Genomic DNA, 19,468 nt, shown 5'->3' with positions numbered 1-19,468 from the left:
AGAGGAGAAACTCCCCATGCTGAAGAAGGCTCTTGCCTGCGCTTCTCTCGCCGTCGCGGCCGCCGGCGCCGTGGCACCCGCCGCCGTGGCCTCCGACACCTCGGGCGGGAACTACTCGCAGAACGTCAACCTGATCCCGCACCCCTGCATCGACGTGAAGCGCGTCAACGTGCTCAACCCGGTGGTCGCCGACCTGCTGACCGAGACCAGCGGCCAGCAGTGCAACGAGAAGTCGAAGGTCGTCGACGGGCACAAGTCCGCGCTGTCGGACCTGATCGACGCCGGCGCCTACCAGAACTGACGGACCGGGCCCTTTCCGGTGTCCGGTGCCCGCTTCCGCCCGGTGGACGTGCTCTCCCCGGCGTACGCACGAACGGTGGCCGCCCCCGTTCGCCGGGGACGGCCACCGTGGATCCCGCCGTGGAGTCAGTTCTGGTACGCGCCGACGTCGGCGAGGTCGGACAGCGCCGACTTGTGCCCGTCCACCACACTGGACTTCTCGTTGCACTGCTGGCCGCTGGTCTCGGTCAGCGCGTCGAGCGCGACTGGGTTGAGCACGTTGACGCGCTTCACGTCCAGGCAGAGGTGCGGCAGGACGTTGACGTTCTGCGAGTAGTTCCCGCCATGGACGTCGGAGGCCTGCGCGGTCGGCGCGAGGGCCGCGGCGCTGCCGGTCGCGGCCACCGCGAGGGTGGCGCAGGCGAGTGCCTTCTTCAGCATGTTGCGGAGCTCCAGATGAGGTGCGGGCGGATGGCGGGGCGTCCGGGGGCGGGCGCCGCCGTCAGACGTTGAAGCAGGCGTTGCCGGCCGTGGGGTTCAGCAGCGCGCCGGCGTTGATGCCGTTGCCGCAGATGTTGACCGGGATGTTGACCGGGATCTGGATGACGTTGCCGCTGAGGACGCCCGGGGAGCCGACGGCCGCAGCCTCGGCCGAGGCACCGCCGCGGTCGTGGTGGCGGTCCTTGCCGCCGTCGCTTGCGAGGGCGCCACCCGCGCTGCCCATCACCGCGACACCGGCCGCGACGGTCAGCACTGCGGCCTTCGAGAGACGCTTCACGAGCTCTTCCTTTCCTTGGGTCACAGACGTGCGGTCTGGTCAACGACGCGCAGCGCGGGGCGGATGCGGAGCGTCACCCGATCAGCCGCCGGAACCGGGCGCCCGGGATGGTGAGCTGATAACCAGAAACCTGGGGGGTCGTCAGTTCCCGACACCGGTCAAGGAGCTCCGCAGATGCGAATTTCCTTGCGGCGGACGGCTTCCGCCGCTCTGACAACCGCCCTTCCCGCCCTCGCCCTCGCGGCGCCCTTCCCGAGCGCGGCGGAACCGCGGCCCGGTCCTCCCGGGGCGATTCCGGACCAGTACATCGTGACCCTGGACCGCGGCACCGCACCGCGGACCGTCCTCGACGGGCTGGGAGTCCAGCCGCTCTTCACCTACCGGCACGCGCTGGCCGGCTTCGCGGCCCGGCTCACACCGGCGCAGGTGGAGCGGGTACGCGCGGCGCCCGGCGTGGACGAGGTGGAGCAGGACGCGGTGGTCGCCATTCCGCTCGGGGAGGACGCCCCCGCCGACAGCGACCTGGAGCCCCCCTACCCCGGGGGCGTCCCCGGTGAGCCGACCGGCCCCGTCGACTTCCCCCAGGACACCGGCGCACCCGGGGCACCCCTGCCGGTGGGGCCGGGACCGGCCGGGCAGCCGCTGGAGCAGTCCCCCGAACAGTCACCGGAGCAGGCGGTGCCGGAGCTGTCCGGTCCGGCCCCGGCGGCCCCGGATCAGACGGTGCCGTTCCAGGCGGCGCCGGAACCGGCCGGACCCGGGCAGGCGGTTCCGTATCCCGCACCCCCGGCGGAGTCCTTCGCCCCGCGGCCGGGGACCAAGCCCGTCCCCGTCCCGCCGGCGGCGACCGGCCCGGGCACGCCCTCGGCCCCGGTGCCGGACTCCTCCGGACCCCGGTCGAAGGGGCTGCGCGGCCTGGGCGGGTTCACGCCCTGGGGCCTGACCCGGATCAACAACCGGGCCCTCGGCGGCACCGGTTTCGAGGTGCGGGCCACCGGCGCCAAGGTCACCTCGTACATCGTCGACAGCGGCATCGAGTTCTCCCACCCGGACTTCGGCGGCCGTGCCGTCCCCGGTTACGACGCGATCGGCGACGGCCTGGACGGCGGGGACTGCAACGGACACGGCACCCATGTGGCGGGCGTCGTCGGCGGCAGCTACACCGGTGTCGCACGCAAGACGACGCTGGTGTCGGTGCGGGTCTTCCCGTGCGTCGGGCGGACCTCCGACTCCGCGGTGATCGCGGGCATCGACTGGGTCGCGGGGAACGCGAAGAAGCCCGCCGTGGCGAACCTGTCGCTCTCCGGGCGCTGGTCGCAGGCCACCAACCGGGCCGTCGAGGGCCTGGCCAGGGCCGGGGTGTTCCCGGTGGCCGCGGCGGGGAACGACAACCTCAACGCGTGCTTCGTCTCGCCGGCGAGCTCACGGACGGCCTTCACGGTCGGGGCGATCGACCAGGAGGACCGCCGCGCCTGGTTCAGCAACTGGGGCACCTGCGTCGACATCCACGCACCGGGCATGGGCATCCTGTCGGCGTACCTCAACGGGAGCTTCCGCGACATGGACGGCACGTCGATGGCCGCCCCGCACGTCACCGGGATCGCGGCCCTCTACAAGGACACCCACGGGGACGCCTCCTTCGCGACGCTCAGTGCCTGGCTCACCGGCCACGCCGTCCGCAACGTGCCCATCGACGGCGGCTACGGCACCGCGCGGCTGTCGGCGTACACCAACGACCTGTGACATGGCGGGGCCGCCGGAGGATGGTGCCCTCCGGCGGCCCCGGGTGGTGCGACGGTGTGCGTCAGCCGTTGATGCAGACGTTGCCCGCGGTCGGGTTGAGCAGGCCGATCGCGTTCAGGCCGTTGCCGCAGACGTTGATCGGGATGTTGATCGGCACCTGGATGACGTTGCCGCTCAGGATGCCGGGCGAGCCGACGGCGATGGCGCGGGCGCTGGCACCGCCGCGGCGGTTGCCGTAGCCGTAGCCGTCGAGGCCGTAGCCCTTGCCGTAGCTCTTGCCGTAACCCTTGCCGTGGCTCTTGCCGTAACCCTTGCCGCCGCCGTCGTAGCCGGCGGCGAGGGCGGTGGTGGCGGAACCGAGGACGAGGGCACCGGTGGCGACAGTCAGCGCGACAGCCTTGGAGAAACGCTTCACTTCTGTTCCTTTCGGACTGGAGGGGACCAAAGGTCGTGATCTGATCAACGACCCTATTTGTCCATGGATGCGCATGATCACCCGAATAGTCGTACCGGATTCGGATACCGCATGACGGTGCGTCGGTTCGCCGGGTCGCGGGCGGCGTCGGGACTCGCCCCGGCTTCGGTGGCTGCCCCGGTTCGGGCCTCCGCCCCGGCTTCGGCGTCCGGTGGGGGACGGCCAGGGCGAGGCCGGGAACAAGCGAGGACGGCCGCCCGGTCGGGGCGGCCGTCCTCGGCTGTCCGGTTCTCCCGCGTCCCTCAGCGCCGCGCCAAGTGCTGCCGCACCGCCGCCATCCGGGTGGAGGCGCGCTGCCGGGGCGCACGGTGCCGGCCCCTGACCGTACGCCGGCCCCGCCGTGCGGACAGGGCGCCCGCCACCCGGCGCCGCAGCACGCTGCACCGCCAGACCAGCAGCGGGACCAGGCAGGTCAGCAGTGCGATCGCCGCCCAGGCGCGCATCGCCGGGTGACCGTGGCCGAGGAGCACCGAGGCCAGCAGCGAACCGGCGAACAGGGCAGCCCACACCAGGTGGACACCGAAGGTGGCGAGCCGGTCCGGGCGGACCCGGGCGCCCCCGGCCGCGGTGGCCGGGCCCGGTGTGCGCCGCAGCAGCGTCGAAACGAGGGCGAGCACGTACTGCGGCGCGGCCACCGCGGACATCACCGCCCCGGCGACGCCGAAGGAGCCCTTGGGGCGGTGCGGGCTGACGCTGCGTCCGCGGTTGCCCACGCGGAGGGCGAGGCGGAACGCGACGGCGGTGCAGTGGAGGGCCAGCCACGCCGCGGGGTCGATGGGGGACCCGGTGGCGCCGAGCCCCAGGAAGAGGACGCAGGCGAGCGCGGTGAGGACCCAGCCGAGACCCGCCAGGGGGTGGTGGGCGGCCGTCAGCGTGTAGGAGAGCAGGCTGCCGGGACGCAGCTTCCACGGGGCCTTCCAGAACTGACGCAGGAGGGACTCGCAGGTGCCGCGGCTGCGGCGCTTCTGCTGGTCGAGGAAGCCGGCCCAGGAGGACGGCCCCTCGCCGACGGCCACCACGTCCGGGGTGTGCACCGAGCGCCACTTGCGGCCGGTGGCGGGGTTGCGGCGGCTGTGGATCTCCAGCCCGGTGGCCAGGTCGCCGGCGGCGGAGTCGTACAGCCCGCCGGCCTGCCGCAGCGCCGAGACGCGGACGACGTTGGTGGTGCCGGTGAACAGGGCGGAGCCGTAGCGGTTGCCGGCCCGCTGGGCCGACGCGTCGACGAGGAGCCGGTGGCTCTCGGCGGCCCGCGCCACCGTCGTGCCGTGGTTGCCGTGGACCTGCGGGCCGACGACGAAGGCGACGTCCGGGTCGCGGAAGTAACCGAGCATCCGCTCCAGGTAGTTGGGGAGCGGCACCTGGCCGGTTCCGAGGCAGGCCGTGAACTCGTAGGCGTCGCCGTGGGCGTCGAGCCAGGCGTTGTGGTCGCCGTGCCGGGCACCGGTGCGGAGGGCGCCGGAGGGCCGGTTCCAGCGTTCGACGCCCTTGCGGGTGAAGTGCCGTACACCCAGGGACTCGCAGAGCCGCCGGACCTCGGGGTCGTCGTCCTCGTCCAGCAGCCACACGTCGACGGGTCCGTCGTGCCGGACACGTACGGCGCCCTCCAGGGTGGCCCGCACCCCCACCAGGGACTCCTCGCCCGGGGCGGAGGAGGTCAGCAGGGCGATCCGGGTGCCCGGTGCCGGGGCGACCGGGACCGGGTCGCGGGCGACCAGGGTGGCATGGGCGTACGAGACGACGGAGACCAGCCGGAAGAGCTCGACGAGACCGAGGCAGACCAGCATCGCGACGTCCGCGACGTGCGCCCACTGCGGCACGGCCTCGCGGGCCGTCCAGTGACGCGGCTGCAGGAGCCAGACCAGCACCCCCAGCGAGGCCAGGGGCGCGGCGGTGAGCAGCAGCCAGGTGCGGACCCGGTGCCCCTCGCGCGACATCAGGCTGCGGTACCTGACCCGGTACAGCACCCCCGGCCGGGGCGGGTCGTTGAGGGGTCCGGTGAGCGTGCCGTGGCGCGCGTAGTCGTGGCGGCGGGGGGCGCCGGGGTCCGGGGCGGGCCGGCCGCCGTCGCCGGTGGCCGGGGAGGGGACGAGCCCGCCGGGCCGGGTGGGCGTCTTGCGCATGCTGCTGGGCGTGATCGTCACGGCGACCCCGTAGGAGGAGAGAGGTGAAGGAATCACCGAAAGGTGGAAAGTGGGACAAAGTCCCTGATGGGCAATGAGAACGTAGCAAACGGCCCTAGACTTGTCCGACAAGCAGACAATCGGCGTGGCGTGGTGCGCGCCCATTGCCCGTTACGACCTGGCGCGGATACGCTGCGTTCGCGATACCGATCGTTATACGGAATCTCGAACAGGCGCCGGAGAGAGCGAGCAGAGATGGGACGTCTCGTACCCGCCGTGACCAGAGCCCTGGACATCCTGGAGCTCTTCCTCGAAGGCGACGGCACGATGTCCGCGCCGGAGATCACCCGCAGGCTCGGTCTGCCGCGCACGACCGTGCACGAGCTGGTGACGACCCTCGCCGCGCGCAACTACCTGGTGCCGCAGCCCGGTCAGGCCGGCCGCTACCGGCTCGGCGTGCGCTCGTACCAGCTCGGCAGCCGCTACGCCGAGCAGCTGGACCTCGCGGCCGAGGGCCAGCAGGTGGCCCGTTCGGTCGCGGAGACCTGCGACGAGACGGTGCACGTGGCGATCCTGGAGGGCACCGACGTCATCTACATCGCCAAGGTGGACAGCACCCACGCGGTGCGGATGGTGTCGGCGGCCGGGCGCCGGCTGCCCGCGCACTGCACCTCCGTCGGCAAGATGCTGCTGGCCTCGCTGCCCCCGGACGACCTCGACGAACGCCTGCCCGGGGACGGGCCGCTGGCCGCGATGACCGAGCACAGCATCACTACCGCCGGCGAACTGCGGCGCCAGCTCGACGCGGTGCGTGAGCGGGGCGTCGCCGTCGAGCGGCGCGAGTCCAACCCCGACGTCTCCTGCGTCGCCGCCCCGGTCCGCGACTCGGCGGGCCGGGTGGTGGCCGCGCTGAGCATCTCGGTGCCGATGATCCGCTGGAGCGAGGAACGCCGGGCCGAACTGGAGGAACTGGCCGTCAAGGGCGCCGCCGAGCTGTCCGAGCGCCTCGGCCACCGGGGCGGTGCGCGGTGAACGGGGTCGAACTCGCGCTGAAGGCGGAGGCGCGGCTCGGCGAGGGACCCACCTGGGACCCGGTCGGCGCCCGGTTGCTGTGGGTGGACATCCTCGCCTCCCGGGTGCACTGGTACGACCCGGCCGGCGGCGGCCGGAGCGTGATGGCGACCGGGCAGCACGTCGGCGCGGCCAAGCCGCGCGCGGCCGGCGGCGTGGTGGTCAACCTGCGTGACGGCGTGGGCCTGTACGACGCGGACGGCGCCTTCCGCTGGCTGCACCACGACCCCGTCCCCGGACGCCGGGCCAACGACGCCGCCGTGGACGCCGCCGGCACCCTGTGGGCCGGCACCATGCGCTACGACGAGGCGCCCGGCGGCGGGACCCTGCGCCGGATCGCCCCGGACGGCACGGTCGTGCCGGTGCTGGACGACGTGACCGTCAGCAACGGCACCGACTGGAGCCCCGACGGCTCCCTCATGTACTACGTGGACAGCCCGACCCGGCGCGTCGACGTGTTCGACGTCGACAAGGACACCGGACTCGTGCGCGGGCGGCGGCCGTTCGCGGTCGTCGAGGAATCCGCGGGTCTGCCGGACGGGCTCACCGTGGACGCCGAGGGCTGCGTCTGGGTGGCCCTGTGGGACGGGGCGGCCGTCCGCCGCTACACCCCGCGCGGCGAGCTGGACCGGGTCGTGGAGGTACCGGTACGGCGTCCCACGGCCTGCGCCTTCGGCGGCCCTTCCCTGACGGATCTCTACATCACCTCCGCGAGCACGGGTCTTGACGCCCGGGAACTGGCGGAGCGGCCCCTGTCGGGATCGCTGCTGGTGGTGCCGGGAGCCGGGCAGGGGATGCCCGATGTGCCGTTCGGTGGTTGATTCCGTGGTGGTTCGGGGTTGATTCGGGGCTGATCGGCGCCCTAAACCCGCATGTCCCGGGTTTCACAGAGGTTTCACGGGATCGACGGGCAACTCATATGTACGTCGTATCGGTGCGTCCCATACGCTGCCAGGGCAATGGACTACTGCGCAGCCTGCCGACGGCACATCAACGGCGCCCTTTCCTGCCCGGGGTGCGGAACGCCCGCCCACCAGCTCGGTGCGCAGGGGCCTGCCGACGCACCCGCGCAAGGACCCGAGACGGGCGACGGCGAGACCGCCGCCCCCGAGGGCGGCCGCGCCGAACGCCGCAAGGGCGGGGGGCGGGGCTCCGCGGAGGGCGCCCCGCGCCGCTCCGGCAGCCGGGCCCGTACCCGCCGCGTCCGCACCCGCCGCCGCTCGCGGCTGCTGGTCGGCACCCTGGTGGGCGCCGCCATCGTGCTCGTCGGCTGGAGCGTGGCGGAACTCCCGCTCGCCGGCTACGTGACGGGCGCGAACTCGGCCGCCTCGGAACACACGCGGACCGACGGCGCCTCCCCGAGCACGACCTCCTCGCCCGGCGGCAAGACCTCCGGGGACCCGGTGACGCCCGACTCGGAGGCCTCGGCGTCCGAGAGCGCGAGCACCTCGGCGTCGCCCAGCGCCTCGGAGAGCGCCAAGAAGTCGCCGTCCCCCAAGGTCTCCGTCTCCGCCACGGCCAGTCACTCATCCGCCGGCTCCGGGTCCACGGCCCCTGCCGGCGGAGCCCCCACGGTCTCGGCCCCGCCGCAGTCCGCCCCGGCCTCGCAACCCCCCACGCACACGCCGAAGCCGACGCCCTCCTGCACGCGTTTCCTGTGGTGGTGCACCTGACGGGCACCGCCCCGTCCGTTCCGCCCCCGATCCTCCGCTCCTCCGAACCCCGGTCCTCCGCGCCGGTCGGCCCCGCCGGCCGGCGCTCCGGTGTGCGACGGGACACGCCCGTGCCGATTTATTTGACTTCCTCAAACATCCAGGCTCATGGTTAGTTAAGAACCTAAAGCTTTGGAGGCGCTCCCCCATGCCGAAGAGCCGTGAATGGCACCTGGTCGCCCGCCCTCACGGGTGGCCGAAGCCCGAGGACTTCGCGCTGCGCGAGACCGAGGTCCCCGAGCCCGGGCCCGGCGAGATCCTCGTGCGCAACCTCTATGTGTCGGTCGACCCCTACATGCGCGGCCGCATGAACGACGCGAAGTCGTACGCGGAGCCGTACCGGCTGGACAAGCCGATGCACGGCGGCGCGGTCGGCCGGGTGGTCGCCTCGGGCGCGGAGGGCTTCGCCCCCGGCGACCACGTGCTGCACCCCCTCGGCTGGCGCGAGTACGCCCTGGTCAAGGCGGAGGCCGCGGTCAAGGTCGACCCCGGCCTCGCCCCGCTGAGCACCTACCTGGGTGTGCTCGGGATGACCGGTCTCACCGCCTACGCGGGCCTGCTGCGCGTCGCCGGGCTCAAGGAGGGCGACACGGTCTTCGTCTCCGGCGCGGCGGGCGCGGTCGGCAGCCAGGCCGGCCAGATCGCCAAGCTCAAGGGCGCCTCCCGGGTGATCGGCAGCGCCGGCTCGGACGAGAAGGTCAAGCTCCTGGTCGAGGAGTACGGCTTCGACGCCGCCTTCAACTACAAGAACGGCCCCGTGGCCGAGCAGCTGGCGGCGGCAGCGCCCGACGGCATCGACGTCTACTTCGACAACGTGGGCGGCGAGCACCTCGAGGCGGCCATCGGGGCCCTCAACCTGCGCGGACGGGTGGCCGTCTGCGGCATGATCGCCATCTACAACGCCACCGAGCCCGCCCCCGGCCCGCGCAACCTGTCCCGGCTCATCCAGAACCGGCTGCGCATCGAGGGCTTCCTCGTCGGCGACCACTACGACCTGCAGCCGCAGTTCGTCCAGGAGGTCGGCGGCTGGATCCGCGAGGGCAGGCTGCGCTACCGCGAGACCGTCGTCGACGGGATCGAGAACAACCTGGAGGCCTTCCTCGGCGTCCTGCGCGGCGACAACACCGGGAAGATGCTGGTGCGTCTGCCCGAGTGACCGCGGGCGCGAACGGGGACGAGGGGCGTGCCCGGGCGGGCGCGCCCCTCACGCGCCGCCGGGTGGTTCCCCGTCGTCGCGGCCCGGGTCGAGCAGGGTGACGAAGTGCCGGAAGACCGCCGGCATGTCCACCTCGCCGGGGTCGTGCAGCCACTGCAGCTGCAGACCGTCCATGACCGCCACCAGCAGCGGGGCGGCCTGCTCGGGTGTGAGGCCGCCGGGCAGCGCGTCGCCGTACTCGGCGCGCAGCGAGTCGGCGGCCCAGCGGCGCACCCGGGTGTAGCGGTCCCGGAAGTACTCCCGTGCGGGGTGGCCCTCCGTGACGCTGTCGCCGGCGAGCACGGTGAAGACCTGGACGACGCCCGGCCGGGTGGCGTTGTACTCGACCAGGCCGGCCACCATCTCCATCGGCCAGGCCGTGCCGTGCGGCACCGCGGGGGCCATGTCCCACCGGTCGCGGACCTCGAGCACCGCGACGAGCAGGGCCTCCTTGGTCGGGAAGTAGTGGAGCAGGCCCTGCTGGGTGAGCCCGACCCGTTCCGCGACGGCGGCCAGCGAGGCGCCCCGGTAGCCGCGTTCGGCGATCACTTCGAGGGCGGCCCGGACGATCCCGGCCTTGCGGTCCTCGCTGCGGACCGCGCGGCCGAGTCCCCGGCCGCGGTCGTTGGCAGTCACAGGCGCGAGCCTAGGCCCTGTCCTCGCACATGGCGGCCGAATGTAACGAAGAGATGACGACACCTACCGATCAACAGGGCGCGGGCCGGAGGATGGCGACCAGTCAGGCAGGCAGGCGACGGGTTGTCAGGTCCTCACGAAGGAGTCCACCCCATGAGCGACACCTCCGGAACCCCGCTCGACGACGCGGTCGAACGCGCGCTGGGCAAGCTCGACCTCGACGCGAAGACGCGGCTGCTGGCCGGGCAGGACATGTGGTCGCTGCCCGCGCTGCCCGAGATCGGACTGGGCTCGCTGGTCATGTCGGACGGGCCCATCGGGGTGCGCGGGGTGCGCTGGACCGCGGACGACCCCTCGATCGCGCTGCCCAGCCCCACGGCACTCGCCGCCACGTGGGACCCCGCCCTCGCCCGCCGCGCCGGGCGGCTGCTCGCCCAGGAGGCCCGTCGCAAAGGCGTGCACGTCCTGCTCGCCCCGACCGTCAACCTGCACCGTTCGCCGCTGGGCGGACGGCACTTCGAGGCGTACTCCGAGGACCCGTACCTCACCGGTGCGATCGGCACCGGCTACGTCGCGGGCGTCCAGGACGGCGGGGTCGGCACCACCGTCAAGCACTTCGTCGCCAACGACGCCGAGACCGAGCGCTTCACCGTCGACAACGTGATCGGCGAGCGCGCCCTGCGCGAGCTCTACCTCGCGCCCTTCGAGGCCGTCGTCCGGGACGCCCGCCCCTGGGGTGTCATGGCCGCCTACAACTCCGTCAACGGCACCACCATGACCGAGCACCACCGCCTGCAGAACGGGGTGCTGCGTCAGGAGTGGGGCTTCGACGGCTTCGTCGTCTCCGACTGGGCGGCCGCCCGGGACACCGTCGCCGCCCTCGCGGGCGGCCTCGACGTCGCCATGCCCGGGCCGCGCACCGTCTACGGGGAGGCGCTGGCCCGCGCGGTGCGCGAGGGGCGGGCCGAGGAGTCCGCCGTCGACACGGCGGTGCGCAACGTGCTGCGGCTCGCCGCCCGGGTGGGCCTGCTGGCGGACACCCCGGCGGAGGTGCCCGCCGAGCGGATCCCCGCCGCGATCGACGGACCCGCGCTGGCCCGGGAGATCGCCCGCCGTTCCTTCGTCCTGCTGCGCAACGAACCGCGCGGCGAGCGGCCCGTCCTCCCCGTCGACCCCGCCGCGGTGCGCCGGATGGCGCTCATCGGCGCGGCCGCGCGCGACGCCCGGGTGCTCGGCGGCGGGTCCGCGCAGGTCTTCCCCGACCACGTGGTCGCCCCGCTGGACGGCCTGCGCGCGGCGCTGCCGCGGGGCACCGCCCTGGCCTACGCCGTGGGCGCCGACCCCAACGGGGAACTGGCGCCCGCCGGGCCGGGGTTCGCGCTGCGCGCGGTCTGCCGGGACGCCGCCGGCGAGGTCCTCGGCAGGTGCACGCTGCCCGGTGGCCACGTGCAGTGGATGGGCAGCGACCTGCCCGACGGCGTGACGCACGACGCCCTGCACTCCGTCGAGGTGACCGGCACCTTCACCCCGCGCGAGAGCGGCGCCCACCACTTCGGCACCCGCGGGCTGGGCGGTTTCCGGCTCGTCGTGGACGGTGCGGTGGTCTTCGACGGGACGCAGGTCGCCGGCCCCGAGTCCGGCCCCTTCGAGGGGATGTTCGGCGCGCCCGTCGAGCGCGGCCGGGTCGAACTGACCGCCGGGGAGCCCGTCGAGGTCTCGCTGACCCACGTCCTGCCCCGGGACGGCAGGGGGCCGGTCCGGGCGGTCGTCTTCTCGCTCGTCCACGGGGAACCGCAGCGGGACGGGGACGAGTTGATCGCGGAGGCGGTCGCGGCGGCGCGGGACGCGGAGGTGGCGGTGGTCGTCGTCGCGACCACCGAACGGGTCGAGAGCGAGGGCTTCGACCGTGCGGACCTGCGGCTGCCGGGCCGGCAGGACGAACTCGTGCACGCGGTGGCCGCGGTGAACCCGCGGACGGTGGTCGTGGTGAACGCCGGCTCACCGGTGGAGATGCCATGGCGCGAGGAGGTCGCCGCGGCGCTGATCGGCTGGTTCCCCGGGCAGGAGGCCGGCGCGGCGCTCGCCGACGTGCTCCTCGGCGCGGCCGAGCCCGGCGGCAGGCTGCCCACCACCTGGCCGGCCCGGCTGGCCGACGCCCCGGTCGCCGAGGTCGTGCCCCGGGACGGGGTGCTCCGCTACGACGAGGGCGTCTTCATCGGCTACCGCGCCTGGGAGCGGGCGGGGACGGCGCCCGCGTACCCCTTCGGGCACGGGCTCGGCTACACCGACTGGGCCTACGAGGACGCCTCCTTCACGCCCGCGGCGGGCCCGGCCGCGGACGGCGGCCCGGACGTGCTGGGCACGCTCACCGTACGGCTGCGCAACACCGGCGACCGGCCCGGCCGCGAGGTCGTCCAGGTCTACCTGGCGGCGCCCGCGGGGGAGGACCCGGCGGTCGGCCGCCCGGCCCGCGTCCTGGCCGGATTCCTCTCCGTCGAACTCCCCGCGGGCGCCGTGACGGAGGCCCGTGTCGCGCTCGCCCGCCGTGCCGCGCAGATCTGGGACCCCTCGGAGGGTGACTGGCGCACTTTGGCGGGTACGTACACCGCCGAGGTCGCGCGCAGCGTCGCCGACCGCCGTCTCACGGTGCCGGTGGCCGTGGACGGCTGACCCACCACCCCGGGGAGGTCCCTGACAGCCTCCCCGGGGTGCGGGGTCGTCGACCGGGTTCCCCGCGCCGTGCCCGCGCGCCGGTGCGGTCCGGCGCCACGTCCGGGAGGAGATGCGGCCGGGCCGGGGACGTCCGCCGCTCGGTGACGGAGCGTCAGGCGGTGTGCCGGTGCGGTCCCCCGGGCGGACCCCGCCCGATTGCGGGCGGCGTGCCGTGACGTGACGCTCGTGCCAACCGCGCCCCACTCCAGGCGTCCATCCGAGGAGCAGCGATGACGGCACGTACGCGCACCCGTCCGGTCCTGGCCGGCGCGGCACTCCTCCTGGCCGGCGCGTCCGTGCTGCCGGCCGGTTCCGCGCGGGCCGGCGAACCGCCCGCGCCCGTCGTCGCCGGCTGCACGGTGAACGGCCTGCCGGTCACCGGTGCCGTCGTCGCCGGCACCGAGGGCTTCGACGAGATCGACTGCGCGCACGGCGTCCCGGCCGGCGTGGTGGTCGCGGGGGGCGGCGGCGTCGACGTCATCACCGTCCACGGCGGCAACGCGGGGACCGTCGACGGCGGCGGCGGGGCCGACATGATCGAGATCAACGGCGGGAACGGCGGACGCGTGACCGGCGGCGACGGCGACGACCTCGTCGACCTGATCGGCGACGCCGACGCCAACTCCGGCATCGCCGGCGGCGGGCCGGGCGACGACGTGCTCTTCCTGAGGGCCGGGGACATCGCGGGCACCGGCGTCGTCTCCGGTGACACGGGTTCCGACGTCTGCCTCTTCGACCCGGACCCCTCGGGCGCCCGGGACTGCGAGGTCGTGGTCTGAGCCGTACCGCCCGCCCGCGGTTCGCATACCCTGTCGCGCATGCGAGATCTTGCCTCCGGTATACGGCTCTTCGTGGACGGCCAGCGCTGGGTGCTCCGGCACGGCCGCTGGTTCGGCTTCGGGCTGCTGCCCGCGCTGATCACCCTCGTCGGCTACGCGGCGGCACTGGTCGCCCTCGCCTTCTGGGCCGACGACGCGACCGCCTGGGCCACGCCCTTCGCCGACGACTGGGACTCGCCCTGGCGCGGCCTGTTCCGCGGGCTGCTCACCGCGGTCGCCTTCGGCGGCGGCCTGCTGCTTGCGGTGATCTCCTTCACCGCGGTGACCCTCCTGGTCGGCCAGCCCTTCTACGAGTCCCTCGCCGAGCGGGTCGACGTCTCCGAGGGCGGTGCCCCGGACGGGCCCGACGTCCCGTTGTGGCGGGAGCTGCTGCAGTCCGCCCGGGACAGCCTGCGGGTGCTGGTCCGGGTCGCGGCCTGGGGCATCCTGCTCTTCGCCGCCGGCTTCATCCCCTTCGTCGGCCAGACCGTCGTCCCAGCGATCGGCTTCTGCGTCTCCGGCTACTTCCTCGCGCTCGAACTCAGCGGCGTGGCCTTCCAGCGGCGGGAGGTGCCGCTGCGGGAGCGGATGCGCATGCTGCGCGGCCGGATGGCGCTCACGCTCGGCTTCGGGGTGCCGTTGATCCTGTGCTTCCTGGTGCCGCTGGTCTCCGTCCTGCTCATGCCCGGTGCGGTGGCCGGCGCCACGCTTCTGGTGCGGTCCCTGATGCCGCCGCAGGAGGACCCGGAGCCGCGGCCGGAGCCCGGCGCGCCCGTGGGTCCGCTGGACCTCCGCAAGCCGTAGCCGCCGGAGGCGATCCGGAGGGAACCATTCCGCACCTGCGGCGTGACCTATGTCCGGAGGACGAGCACGCGAGGGGGAGGCGCGCCATGGCGCAGCGCACCAACCAGTACGACGACGACCCGCAGAGCTACCGCACCTACTGGGTGGGCCGCGGCTACGAACACGACGCGGAGGTGGCGGCGTTGCGCCGGCTGCTCGAAGGGCGGCACTTCGGCCACGCGGCGGACGTCGGGGGCGGCTTCGGCCGGCTCGTGCCCGTGCTCCGGGAGTTCGCCGACCGGGTCACGCTGGTGGACGCCAGCCGCAAGCAGCTGAACGACGCGGAGGAGTACCTCAAGGGCATCGCCGGGGTGAGCATGCGGCTGATGAGCGCGGGCGGCCTCGGCCTGCACTCCGACAGCGTGGACCTGGTCACCCTGATCCGCGTCATGCACCACCTGCCCGACCCGCGGCCCGCCCTGGCCGAGATAGCCCGGGTGCTGCGCCCGGGCGGCACCGCCGTCGTCGAGACCGCCAACCTCGCGCACGCCGCCAACCGGCTGCGCTACGCCGCACACCGGCGTCGGGTGCCGTTGTCGCCGGTGGACATCCGCTCCGCGGAGAACCGGGAGCGCGACAGCATTCCGTTCGTGAACCACCACCCGAGGACGGTCGCCGCGCAGTTGGAGGCCGTAGGACTGCGCGTGGACCGGCGGCTGTCGGTGTCCAACCTGCGCAGTGCGCGGCTGAAGCGGGTGGTCCCGCACTCGACGCTGGTACGGGCGGAGGGCGCGCTGCAGTCCCCGCTGGCCCGCGTGGGGTTCGGGCCGAGCATCTTCTTCCTCGTCCGCAAGCCGGGCAGGGCCCTGACGTCCTAGGGCACACCGCGGCGCTCGACCGCCGGGGTGGCGGAGCGGAGCCCCGGTGCGCCATGCTCCGGGCGGCCGACCCGTACCCGACCGCCCGGAGGTTCCCCGCGATGCGGCTGCCGCTCCAGCCCGGTGTGCCCACCGACGTACCGCCGCCCACGGCCGAGGAACTGCGCCTGGAGGGGGCGGTGCCGCGCGAGATCCTGCGGCGCAGCGGCTTCCACACCGCGGCTCCGCGGTTCGCCCGGGCGCTGGCGGAGGCCCGCGACCCGGCCGCGGCCGCCCGGACCGTACGGCGGCACGGGCGCGCCCTGTGGCGCTCCGCGGTGGACCGGGCCCAGGGCCGCGGGCCGGTGGCGGGGGACCTGGACCACGACGACGACCGGCCGCTGTACTGGGCCCGGCTCGCCCTCGGCAGGGAACTGCGGCGGTGGGAACCGGCGTTCGCGCTGTCCGCGACCTTGCGCGCGGCGCTGCCGGCCCGTCTGGAGCGTGCCTCGCGGGGACAGGACGCCGTCCGCCCGCCCGTGGCCGAGGGCGTCCGCCGCGTCCTGCTGACCGGCTTCGATCCCTTCCGGCTGGACACCGACATACGCCGCAGCAATCCGTCCGGGGCCGCGGCGCTCGCCCTGGACGGCGTCACGCTGGAGACCGCCGCGGGCCCGGCCCGCGTCGAGACCGTGGTCTTCCCGGTGCGCTGGGGCGACTTCACCGACGGCACGGTCGAGAGCGTGCTGCGCCCCCGGTTCCGGCCCGGACCGCGCCGGGTCGACCTCTTCACCACCGTCAGCCAGGGCCGGGACGGGCGATTCGACCTCGAACGCTTCAACGGCGCCTGGCGCGGCGGCCTCCCCGACAACGCCGGTCTGTCCGTCACCGGCCCGGTCCCGGTCGCCGCCCCCGGCCGGCAGCCGCAGTGGACGGCGTCCACGCTCCCGTACGGGGCGATCGCCGCCGCCGGCACCGGAGCCTTCCCGGTGCACGACCGCACCACCGTCACCGAGATCCCCGCCGGGGCCACCGGCCCCGTCACGCGCGACGGCGGCCCGACGGCCGGCTCCGCCGCCCGCGCCGGGGGCGGCGGCGACTACCTCTCCAACGAGATCGCCTACCGGGCCACCCTGCTCCGGGACGGGCTCGCGCTGCCCGCCCCGGGCGGCCATGTCCACACCCCGGTGCTCCACTTCGGCCCCGGCAACACCGATCCGGCCACCGGCACGGTCACCGACCCCGCCTTCGTCGCCCGGCGCCTCGCGGTCACCGCCCAGATCCGCGCCCTCCTCGTCGCGGCCGCGGGCACGCTCGGCTGAACGGAAGCGCGGCCCGGCCCGTATGAGACGCGGGAAGGCCGCAAGATAGCCGGACCGTGCACGACTTGTCCCACAAACGACCCACATGCGCCAGATGTGAGGGATGTGCGACAAGGTGGTGAAGGCAAGGGGAAGCGGGCCGCCGCGGCGTGGCCCCCGTGATCGAGGGAGGTCCTGCCGTGACCGTCGCTGTCGGCGTCACCGGTAATGCCACCGAGTTGTTCCGCGCCAACACCGCGCACAGTCCCTCGTACTTCGCGCTGCGCCGCGCCGCCGGCGGCCTGTCGTCCTCCGGTCAAGGACACGACATCGTCGACTTCTGCATCCCGTGCAACCCGTACTTCCCGAGCCCGGCCATGTACGACAAGCTCCAGGAGTCGATGCGGGACATCCTCACCTACTACCCGAGCAGCACCGACGTCATCACCAACGAGCTGTGCTCGCTGCTCGGCCTCAACCCGCAGACCGTGGCCATGGGCAACGGTTCCACCGAGCTGATCACCTGGATCGACCACCTGCTGGTCCGCGAGAGCCTGGCCGTCCCCATACCGACCTTCGGCCGCTGGACGGACCAGCCGATGGAGACCGGCAAGCGCGTCGACATGTTCCTCCTCCCGGAGGCCGCCGGATTCGCCCTCGACCCGGCGGCCTTCGTCGCGTTCGTCCGCGCCCGCGGCTCCCGTACGGCCGTGATCTGCAATCCCAACAACCCCGACGGCGGCTTCCTCCCCAAGCACGCCGTCGTGGCGCTCATGGACGCCCTGGCCGACCTCGACCTCGTCGTGATCGACGAGTCGTTCCTCGACTTCAGTGACGCCGAGGCCTGGCCGAGCGTCGCCGACGAGGCCGTCCTGCGGCCCAACGTGATCGTCCTGCGCAGCCTCGGCAAGAACTTCGGCCTGCACGGCATCCGCTTCGGCTACCTCGTCGCCAACCCCGCGCTGGCCGGGAAGGTCCGCCGCATGCTGCCCAAGTGGAACCTCAACTCCTTCGCCGAGGCCGTGGTCTTCATGCTCAAGGACCACCGCGAGGAGTACGCGCAGAGCCTGCGCATGGTCTCCCGCGACCGCCAGGAGATGACCTGGCAGCTCGCGGCGCTGCCGGGGCTGACCGTCTACCCGTCCCAGGGCAACTTCGTCTTCGTCAAGCTCCCCGACGGCGTCGACGGCGCGGTGCTGCGCGACCGGCTGCTGGCCGAGCACGGGGTGCTGGTCCGCGAGTGCGGCAACAAGCTGGGCAGCAGCAGCCGTTTCATGCGGCTGGTGGTCCGCCCCCAGGCAGACGTCCAGCGGCTGCTCACGGGGCTGAGCACGGTGCTGTACGGCAGCACCTGGTACGCCGCACCCGCACCCGCGCCGGGGGCCGCCGCGCCGGTCCAGGAGCAGCCTCCGCAGCCCGCTCCGCAGCAGCTGCCGCAGATCCAGGCGGCCCCGCCGGTGCAGCCCGCCGTGCCGCCGGTGCAGCAGCTGCCGCAGATCCAGCAGGCCCCGCCGCCCCAGCCGATGTACGAGCAGCCCTTCGCGCCGCCCCCACCGCCGCCGCAGCCGGTCTACGAGTTCAGACCCGAGCCGCAGCCCCAGGCCCAGCCGCAGATCCAGCCGCAACCGCAGGTCCAGCCGCAGCCGCGGGCCGAGGCGCCCGCCACGGAGATGTACCCGGCGCTGGCCGCCGAGGTCCCGCCGGCCTTCGCCTCGGTGCCGTCCGGCACCCCGCGGCCGGCGCTCTACTGGCAGGACGCCTCCTGACGCACCACGCCCGCGCGGGCCGGTCGCCCACCGGCCGGCGCGGGCGCGAGGTCACCTGGCCGAGCGGAAGGAGCGGCTCTCCAGGGTCTTCCACTCCCCGCACGAACTCTGCTTGCCCGGGGTCTCGTGGAGGGTGCAGTGCGTCTCGACCACCCGGCCGTCCCGGGTGATCGCCTTGACCCACACGCCGTCGCCGACGGAGGTCACCGTGGCCCCGCAGACGCCGCGCGGGTAGCCCCGGTTGCCGCTGAGTGAGTGCCAGACGAAGCGCCCGCGGGGAAGGGTGCGGCCGCCGATGAAGACCCGGCCCTCGAACACCGCGACGGAGATCTCCTGGTCGCGCTTGCGGAGGGTGGAGTCGATGCTCACGCAGTCGCCGCCTCGGGCGTCACGCCCGTCGCCCCCGTCGTCCCGGCGTCCGTCGTCGCGGTTGCCGCCCTGGTCGTCGCGGCGCTGCTGCTGGGGCCGGTCGTTCCGCTGGTCGCCGCGGTCGTCCCGGCCCTGGCCGCCCTCGTTGCCCTGGTCTCCCTGGTCACCGCGACCGCCCTGGTCGCCGCCGTCGTCCCGGCGGTTCTCGGTGCGCTCGTCCTCGCCCTGGTCGCCGCCGTTGTCGCCGCGGTCGGTCTCCCGGCCGCCCCGCTGGTCGGTGCGCTCGCCGTCGCCGCCGTCGTCGTCGCGGGCCTCGTCCTGGCGGCCGCCGTCCTCGCCCTCGTCGCCCTCCTCGCCTTCGTCGTCGTCGGCGGCGACGCTCCGCGTGCCGGGCGGCCGGGGGTCGTTCACGGCCGCCCTCGTGCCGGCCGCGGTGGTCACGGCGCCGGGGGTCGTGGCGAGCACGGGCGCCGACACCGCGGCCGCGGCGACGGCGAGCGGCACGACCACGCCGGTCAGCCGTCCGTACCGCCGGAACCTGCGCGGCGAAGGCGACCTGCCGTCAGGACTCATGGGGGACTCCTCGTCGAATGCGAAAGCCGCAGGGCTTGATCGACGGGATGCGTACCCCCCGGCGCGCGGACTCTGTGCCGCTGTCATTCCGGTGGCCCAGAACATTCCCGTACGGCCCAGGGGAAGTTCACCCGGAGCCGTCCCCCAAGTCGACAGGCGGGGGGGGGGGGGGCGGGGGGGGGGGGGGGCCCCCCCCCCCCGGGGGGGGGGGATGAACAAAGGGGGGGCCCCCCGTCGCCGTGGGGTAGGGTATTAACAAAAAGAAGGGAAAAAAGGAGGG

The 19,468-nt window shown here is 74.1% G+C and carries 18 protein-coding genes; 12 read left to right on the top strand and 6 right to left on the bottom strand.

The genetic code is table 11. The features are described 5' to 3' along the window. The first annotated feature begins 16 nt into the window (after positions 1 to 16). Positions 17 to 301: a hypothetical protein gene (locus tag ACFW3D_RS15400; protein ID WP_500504628.1), complete on the top strand. Its 285-nt coding sequence runs from the start codon at positions 17 to 19 to the stop codon at positions 299 to 301. Between the two features lie 125 nt (positions 302 to 426). On the opposite strand, the gene ACFW3D_RS15395 is transcribed toward ACFW3D_RS15400, so the two are convergent. Next, complete coding sequence (locus ACFW3D_RS15395; RefSeq protein WP_500504627.1) at positions 427 to 720, bottom strand: hypothetical protein; 294 nt, start codon at positions 718 to 720, stop codon at positions 427 to 429. Between the two features lie 61 nt (positions 721 to 781). Then, positions 782 to 1,057, bottom strand: a complete 276-nt coding sequence (locus ACFW3D_RS15390) for a chaplin (protein WP_089221557.1) — start codon at positions 1,055 to 1,057, stop codon at positions 782 to 784. A gap of 174 nt (positions 1,058 to 1,231) precedes the next feature. Here ACFW3D_RS15390 and ACFW3D_RS15385 point away from each other — a divergent pair, with 174 nt between their 5' ends. Next, positions 1,232 to 2,800 carry a S8 family peptidase gene (locus tag ACFW3D_RS15385; RefSeq protein ID WP_500504626.1) on the top strand — a complete coding sequence of 523 codons (1,569 nt, stop codon included), beginning with the start codon at positions 1,232 to 1,234 and terminating at the stop codon, positions 2,798 to 2,800. 61 nt (positions 2,801 to 2,861) lie between these two features. Here the strand turns inward: ACFW3D_RS15385 and ACFW3D_RS15380 are convergent, their stop codons facing one another. Further along, on the bottom strand, positions 2,862 to 3,215 hold the full coding sequence (locus tag ACFW3D_RS15380; RefSeq protein ID WP_500504625.1) for a chaplin: 354 nt from the start codon (positions 3,213 to 3,215) through the stop codon (positions 2,862 to 2,864). Positions 3,216 to 3,517: 302 nt separating this feature from the next. Next, complete coding sequence (locus ACFW3D_RS15375) at positions 3,518 to 5,416, bottom strand: glycosyltransferase family 2 protein (RefSeq protein WP_500504624.1); 1,899 nt, start codon at positions 5,414 to 5,416, stop codon at positions 3,518 to 3,520. A 234-nt stretch (positions 5,417 to 5,650) separates the two neighbouring features. Between ACFW3D_RS15375 and ACFW3D_RS15370 the strand changes: the two genes are divergently transcribed. From ACFW3D_RS15370 to ACFW3D_RS15355, 4 genes are all read left to right on the top strand, one after another. Then, positions 5,651 to 6,427 carry an IclR family transcriptional regulator gene (locus ACFW3D_RS15370; RefSeq protein ID WP_500504623.1) on the top strand — a complete coding sequence of 259 codons (777 nt, stop codon included), beginning with the start codon at positions 5,651 to 5,653 and terminating at the stop codon, positions 6,425 to 6,427. Then, positions 6,424 to 7,287, top strand: a complete 864-nt coding sequence (locus tag ACFW3D_RS15365) for an SMP-30/gluconolactonase/LRE family protein (RefSeq protein WP_500504622.1) — start codon at positions 6,424 to 6,426, stop codon at positions 7,285 to 7,287. Before ACFW3D_RS15370 ends, ACFW3D_RS15365 begins: the two co-directional genes overlap by 4 nt. 138 nt (positions 7,288 to 7,425) lie before the next feature. Then, the gene (locus tag ACFW3D_RS15360; protein ID WP_500504621.1) at positions 7,426 to 8,139 is read left to right on the top strand and encodes an SCO2400 family protein; all 714 of its coding nucleotides are present in this window, start codon (positions 7,426 to 7,428) and stop codon (positions 8,137 to 8,139) included. Between the two features lie 187 nt (positions 8,140 to 8,326). Further along, positions 8,327 to 9,334, top strand: coding sequence for an NADP-dependent oxidoreductase (locus tag ACFW3D_RS15355; RefSeq protein WP_500504620.1), 1,008 nt, complete (start codon positions 8,327 to 8,329; stop codon positions 9,332 to 9,334). Positions 9,335 to 9,382: 48 nt separating this feature from the next. On the opposite strand, the gene ACFW3D_RS15350 is transcribed toward ACFW3D_RS15355, so the two are convergent. Continuing rightward, a complete protein-coding gene (locus ACFW3D_RS15350) occupies positions 9,383 to 10,009 on the bottom strand; it encodes a TetR/AcrR family transcriptional regulator (RefSeq protein WP_500504619.1) in 627 nt (208 codons plus the stop codon). A 153-nt stretch (positions 10,010 to 10,162) separates the two neighbouring features. On the opposite strand from ACFW3D_RS15350, the gene ACFW3D_RS15345 reads away from it, so the two are divergent. The 6 genes from ACFW3D_RS15345 to ACFW3D_RS15320 all read left to right on the top strand — a co-directional run bounded on the left by ACFW3D_RS15345 (position 10,163) and on the right by ACFW3D_RS15320 (position 18,246). Continuing rightward, positions 10,163 to 12,679 carry a glycoside hydrolase family 3 protein gene (locus ACFW3D_RS15345; RefSeq protein ID WP_500504618.1) on the top strand — a complete coding sequence of 839 codons (2,517 nt, stop codon included), beginning with the start codon at positions 10,163 to 10,165 and terminating at the stop codon, positions 12,677 to 12,679. 272 nt (positions 12,680 to 12,951) lie between these two features. Then, entirely contained in the window at positions 12,952 to 13,500 is a 549-nt protein-coding gene (locus ACFW3D_RS15340) for a hypothetical protein (RefSeq protein ID WP_500504617.1), read from the top strand. A 39-nt stretch (positions 13,501 to 13,539) separates the two neighbouring features. After that, positions 13,540 to 14,343, top strand: a complete 804-nt coding sequence (locus ACFW3D_RS15335) for an EI24 domain-containing protein (protein ID WP_500504616.1) — start codon at positions 13,540 to 13,542, stop codon at positions 14,341 to 14,343. A gap of 86 nt (positions 14,344 to 14,429) precedes the next feature. Next, a complete protein-coding gene (locus ACFW3D_RS15330; protein WP_500504615.1) occupies positions 14,430 to 15,200 on the top strand; it encodes a class I SAM-dependent methyltransferase in 771 nt (256 codons plus the stop codon). Between the two features lie 53 nt (positions 15,201 to 15,253). After that, positions 15,254 to 16,501: a PA0049 C-terminal domain-containing protein gene (locus ACFW3D_RS15325; protein ID WP_500504614.1), complete on the top strand. Its 1,248-nt coding sequence runs from the start codon at positions 15,254 to 15,256 to the stop codon at positions 16,499 to 16,501. 179 nt (positions 16,502 to 16,680) lie between these two features. After that, a complete protein-coding gene (locus ACFW3D_RS15320; protein ID WP_500504613.1) occupies positions 16,681 to 18,246 on the top strand; it encodes a pyridoxal phosphate-dependent aminotransferase in 1,566 nt (521 codons plus the stop codon). A 51-nt stretch (positions 18,247 to 18,297) separates the two neighbouring features. On the opposite strand, the gene ACFW3D_RS15315 is transcribed toward ACFW3D_RS15320, so the two are convergent. After that, positions 18,298 to 19,188, bottom strand: coding sequence for a hypothetical protein (locus ACFW3D_RS15315; RefSeq protein WP_500504612.1), 891 nt, complete (start codon positions 19,186 to 19,188; stop codon positions 18,298 to 18,300). Positions 19,189 to 19,468: the final 280 nt, after the last annotated feature.

This window comes from Streptomyces sp. NPDC058864, assembly GCF_042742985.1.
GTDB lineage: Bacteria > Actinomycetota > Actinomycetes > Streptomycetales > Streptomycetaceae > Actinacidiphila.
The sequence above is the reverse complement of the archived record's forward strand: the minus strand, read 5'-3'. Positions and strand labels throughout refer to the sequence as shown.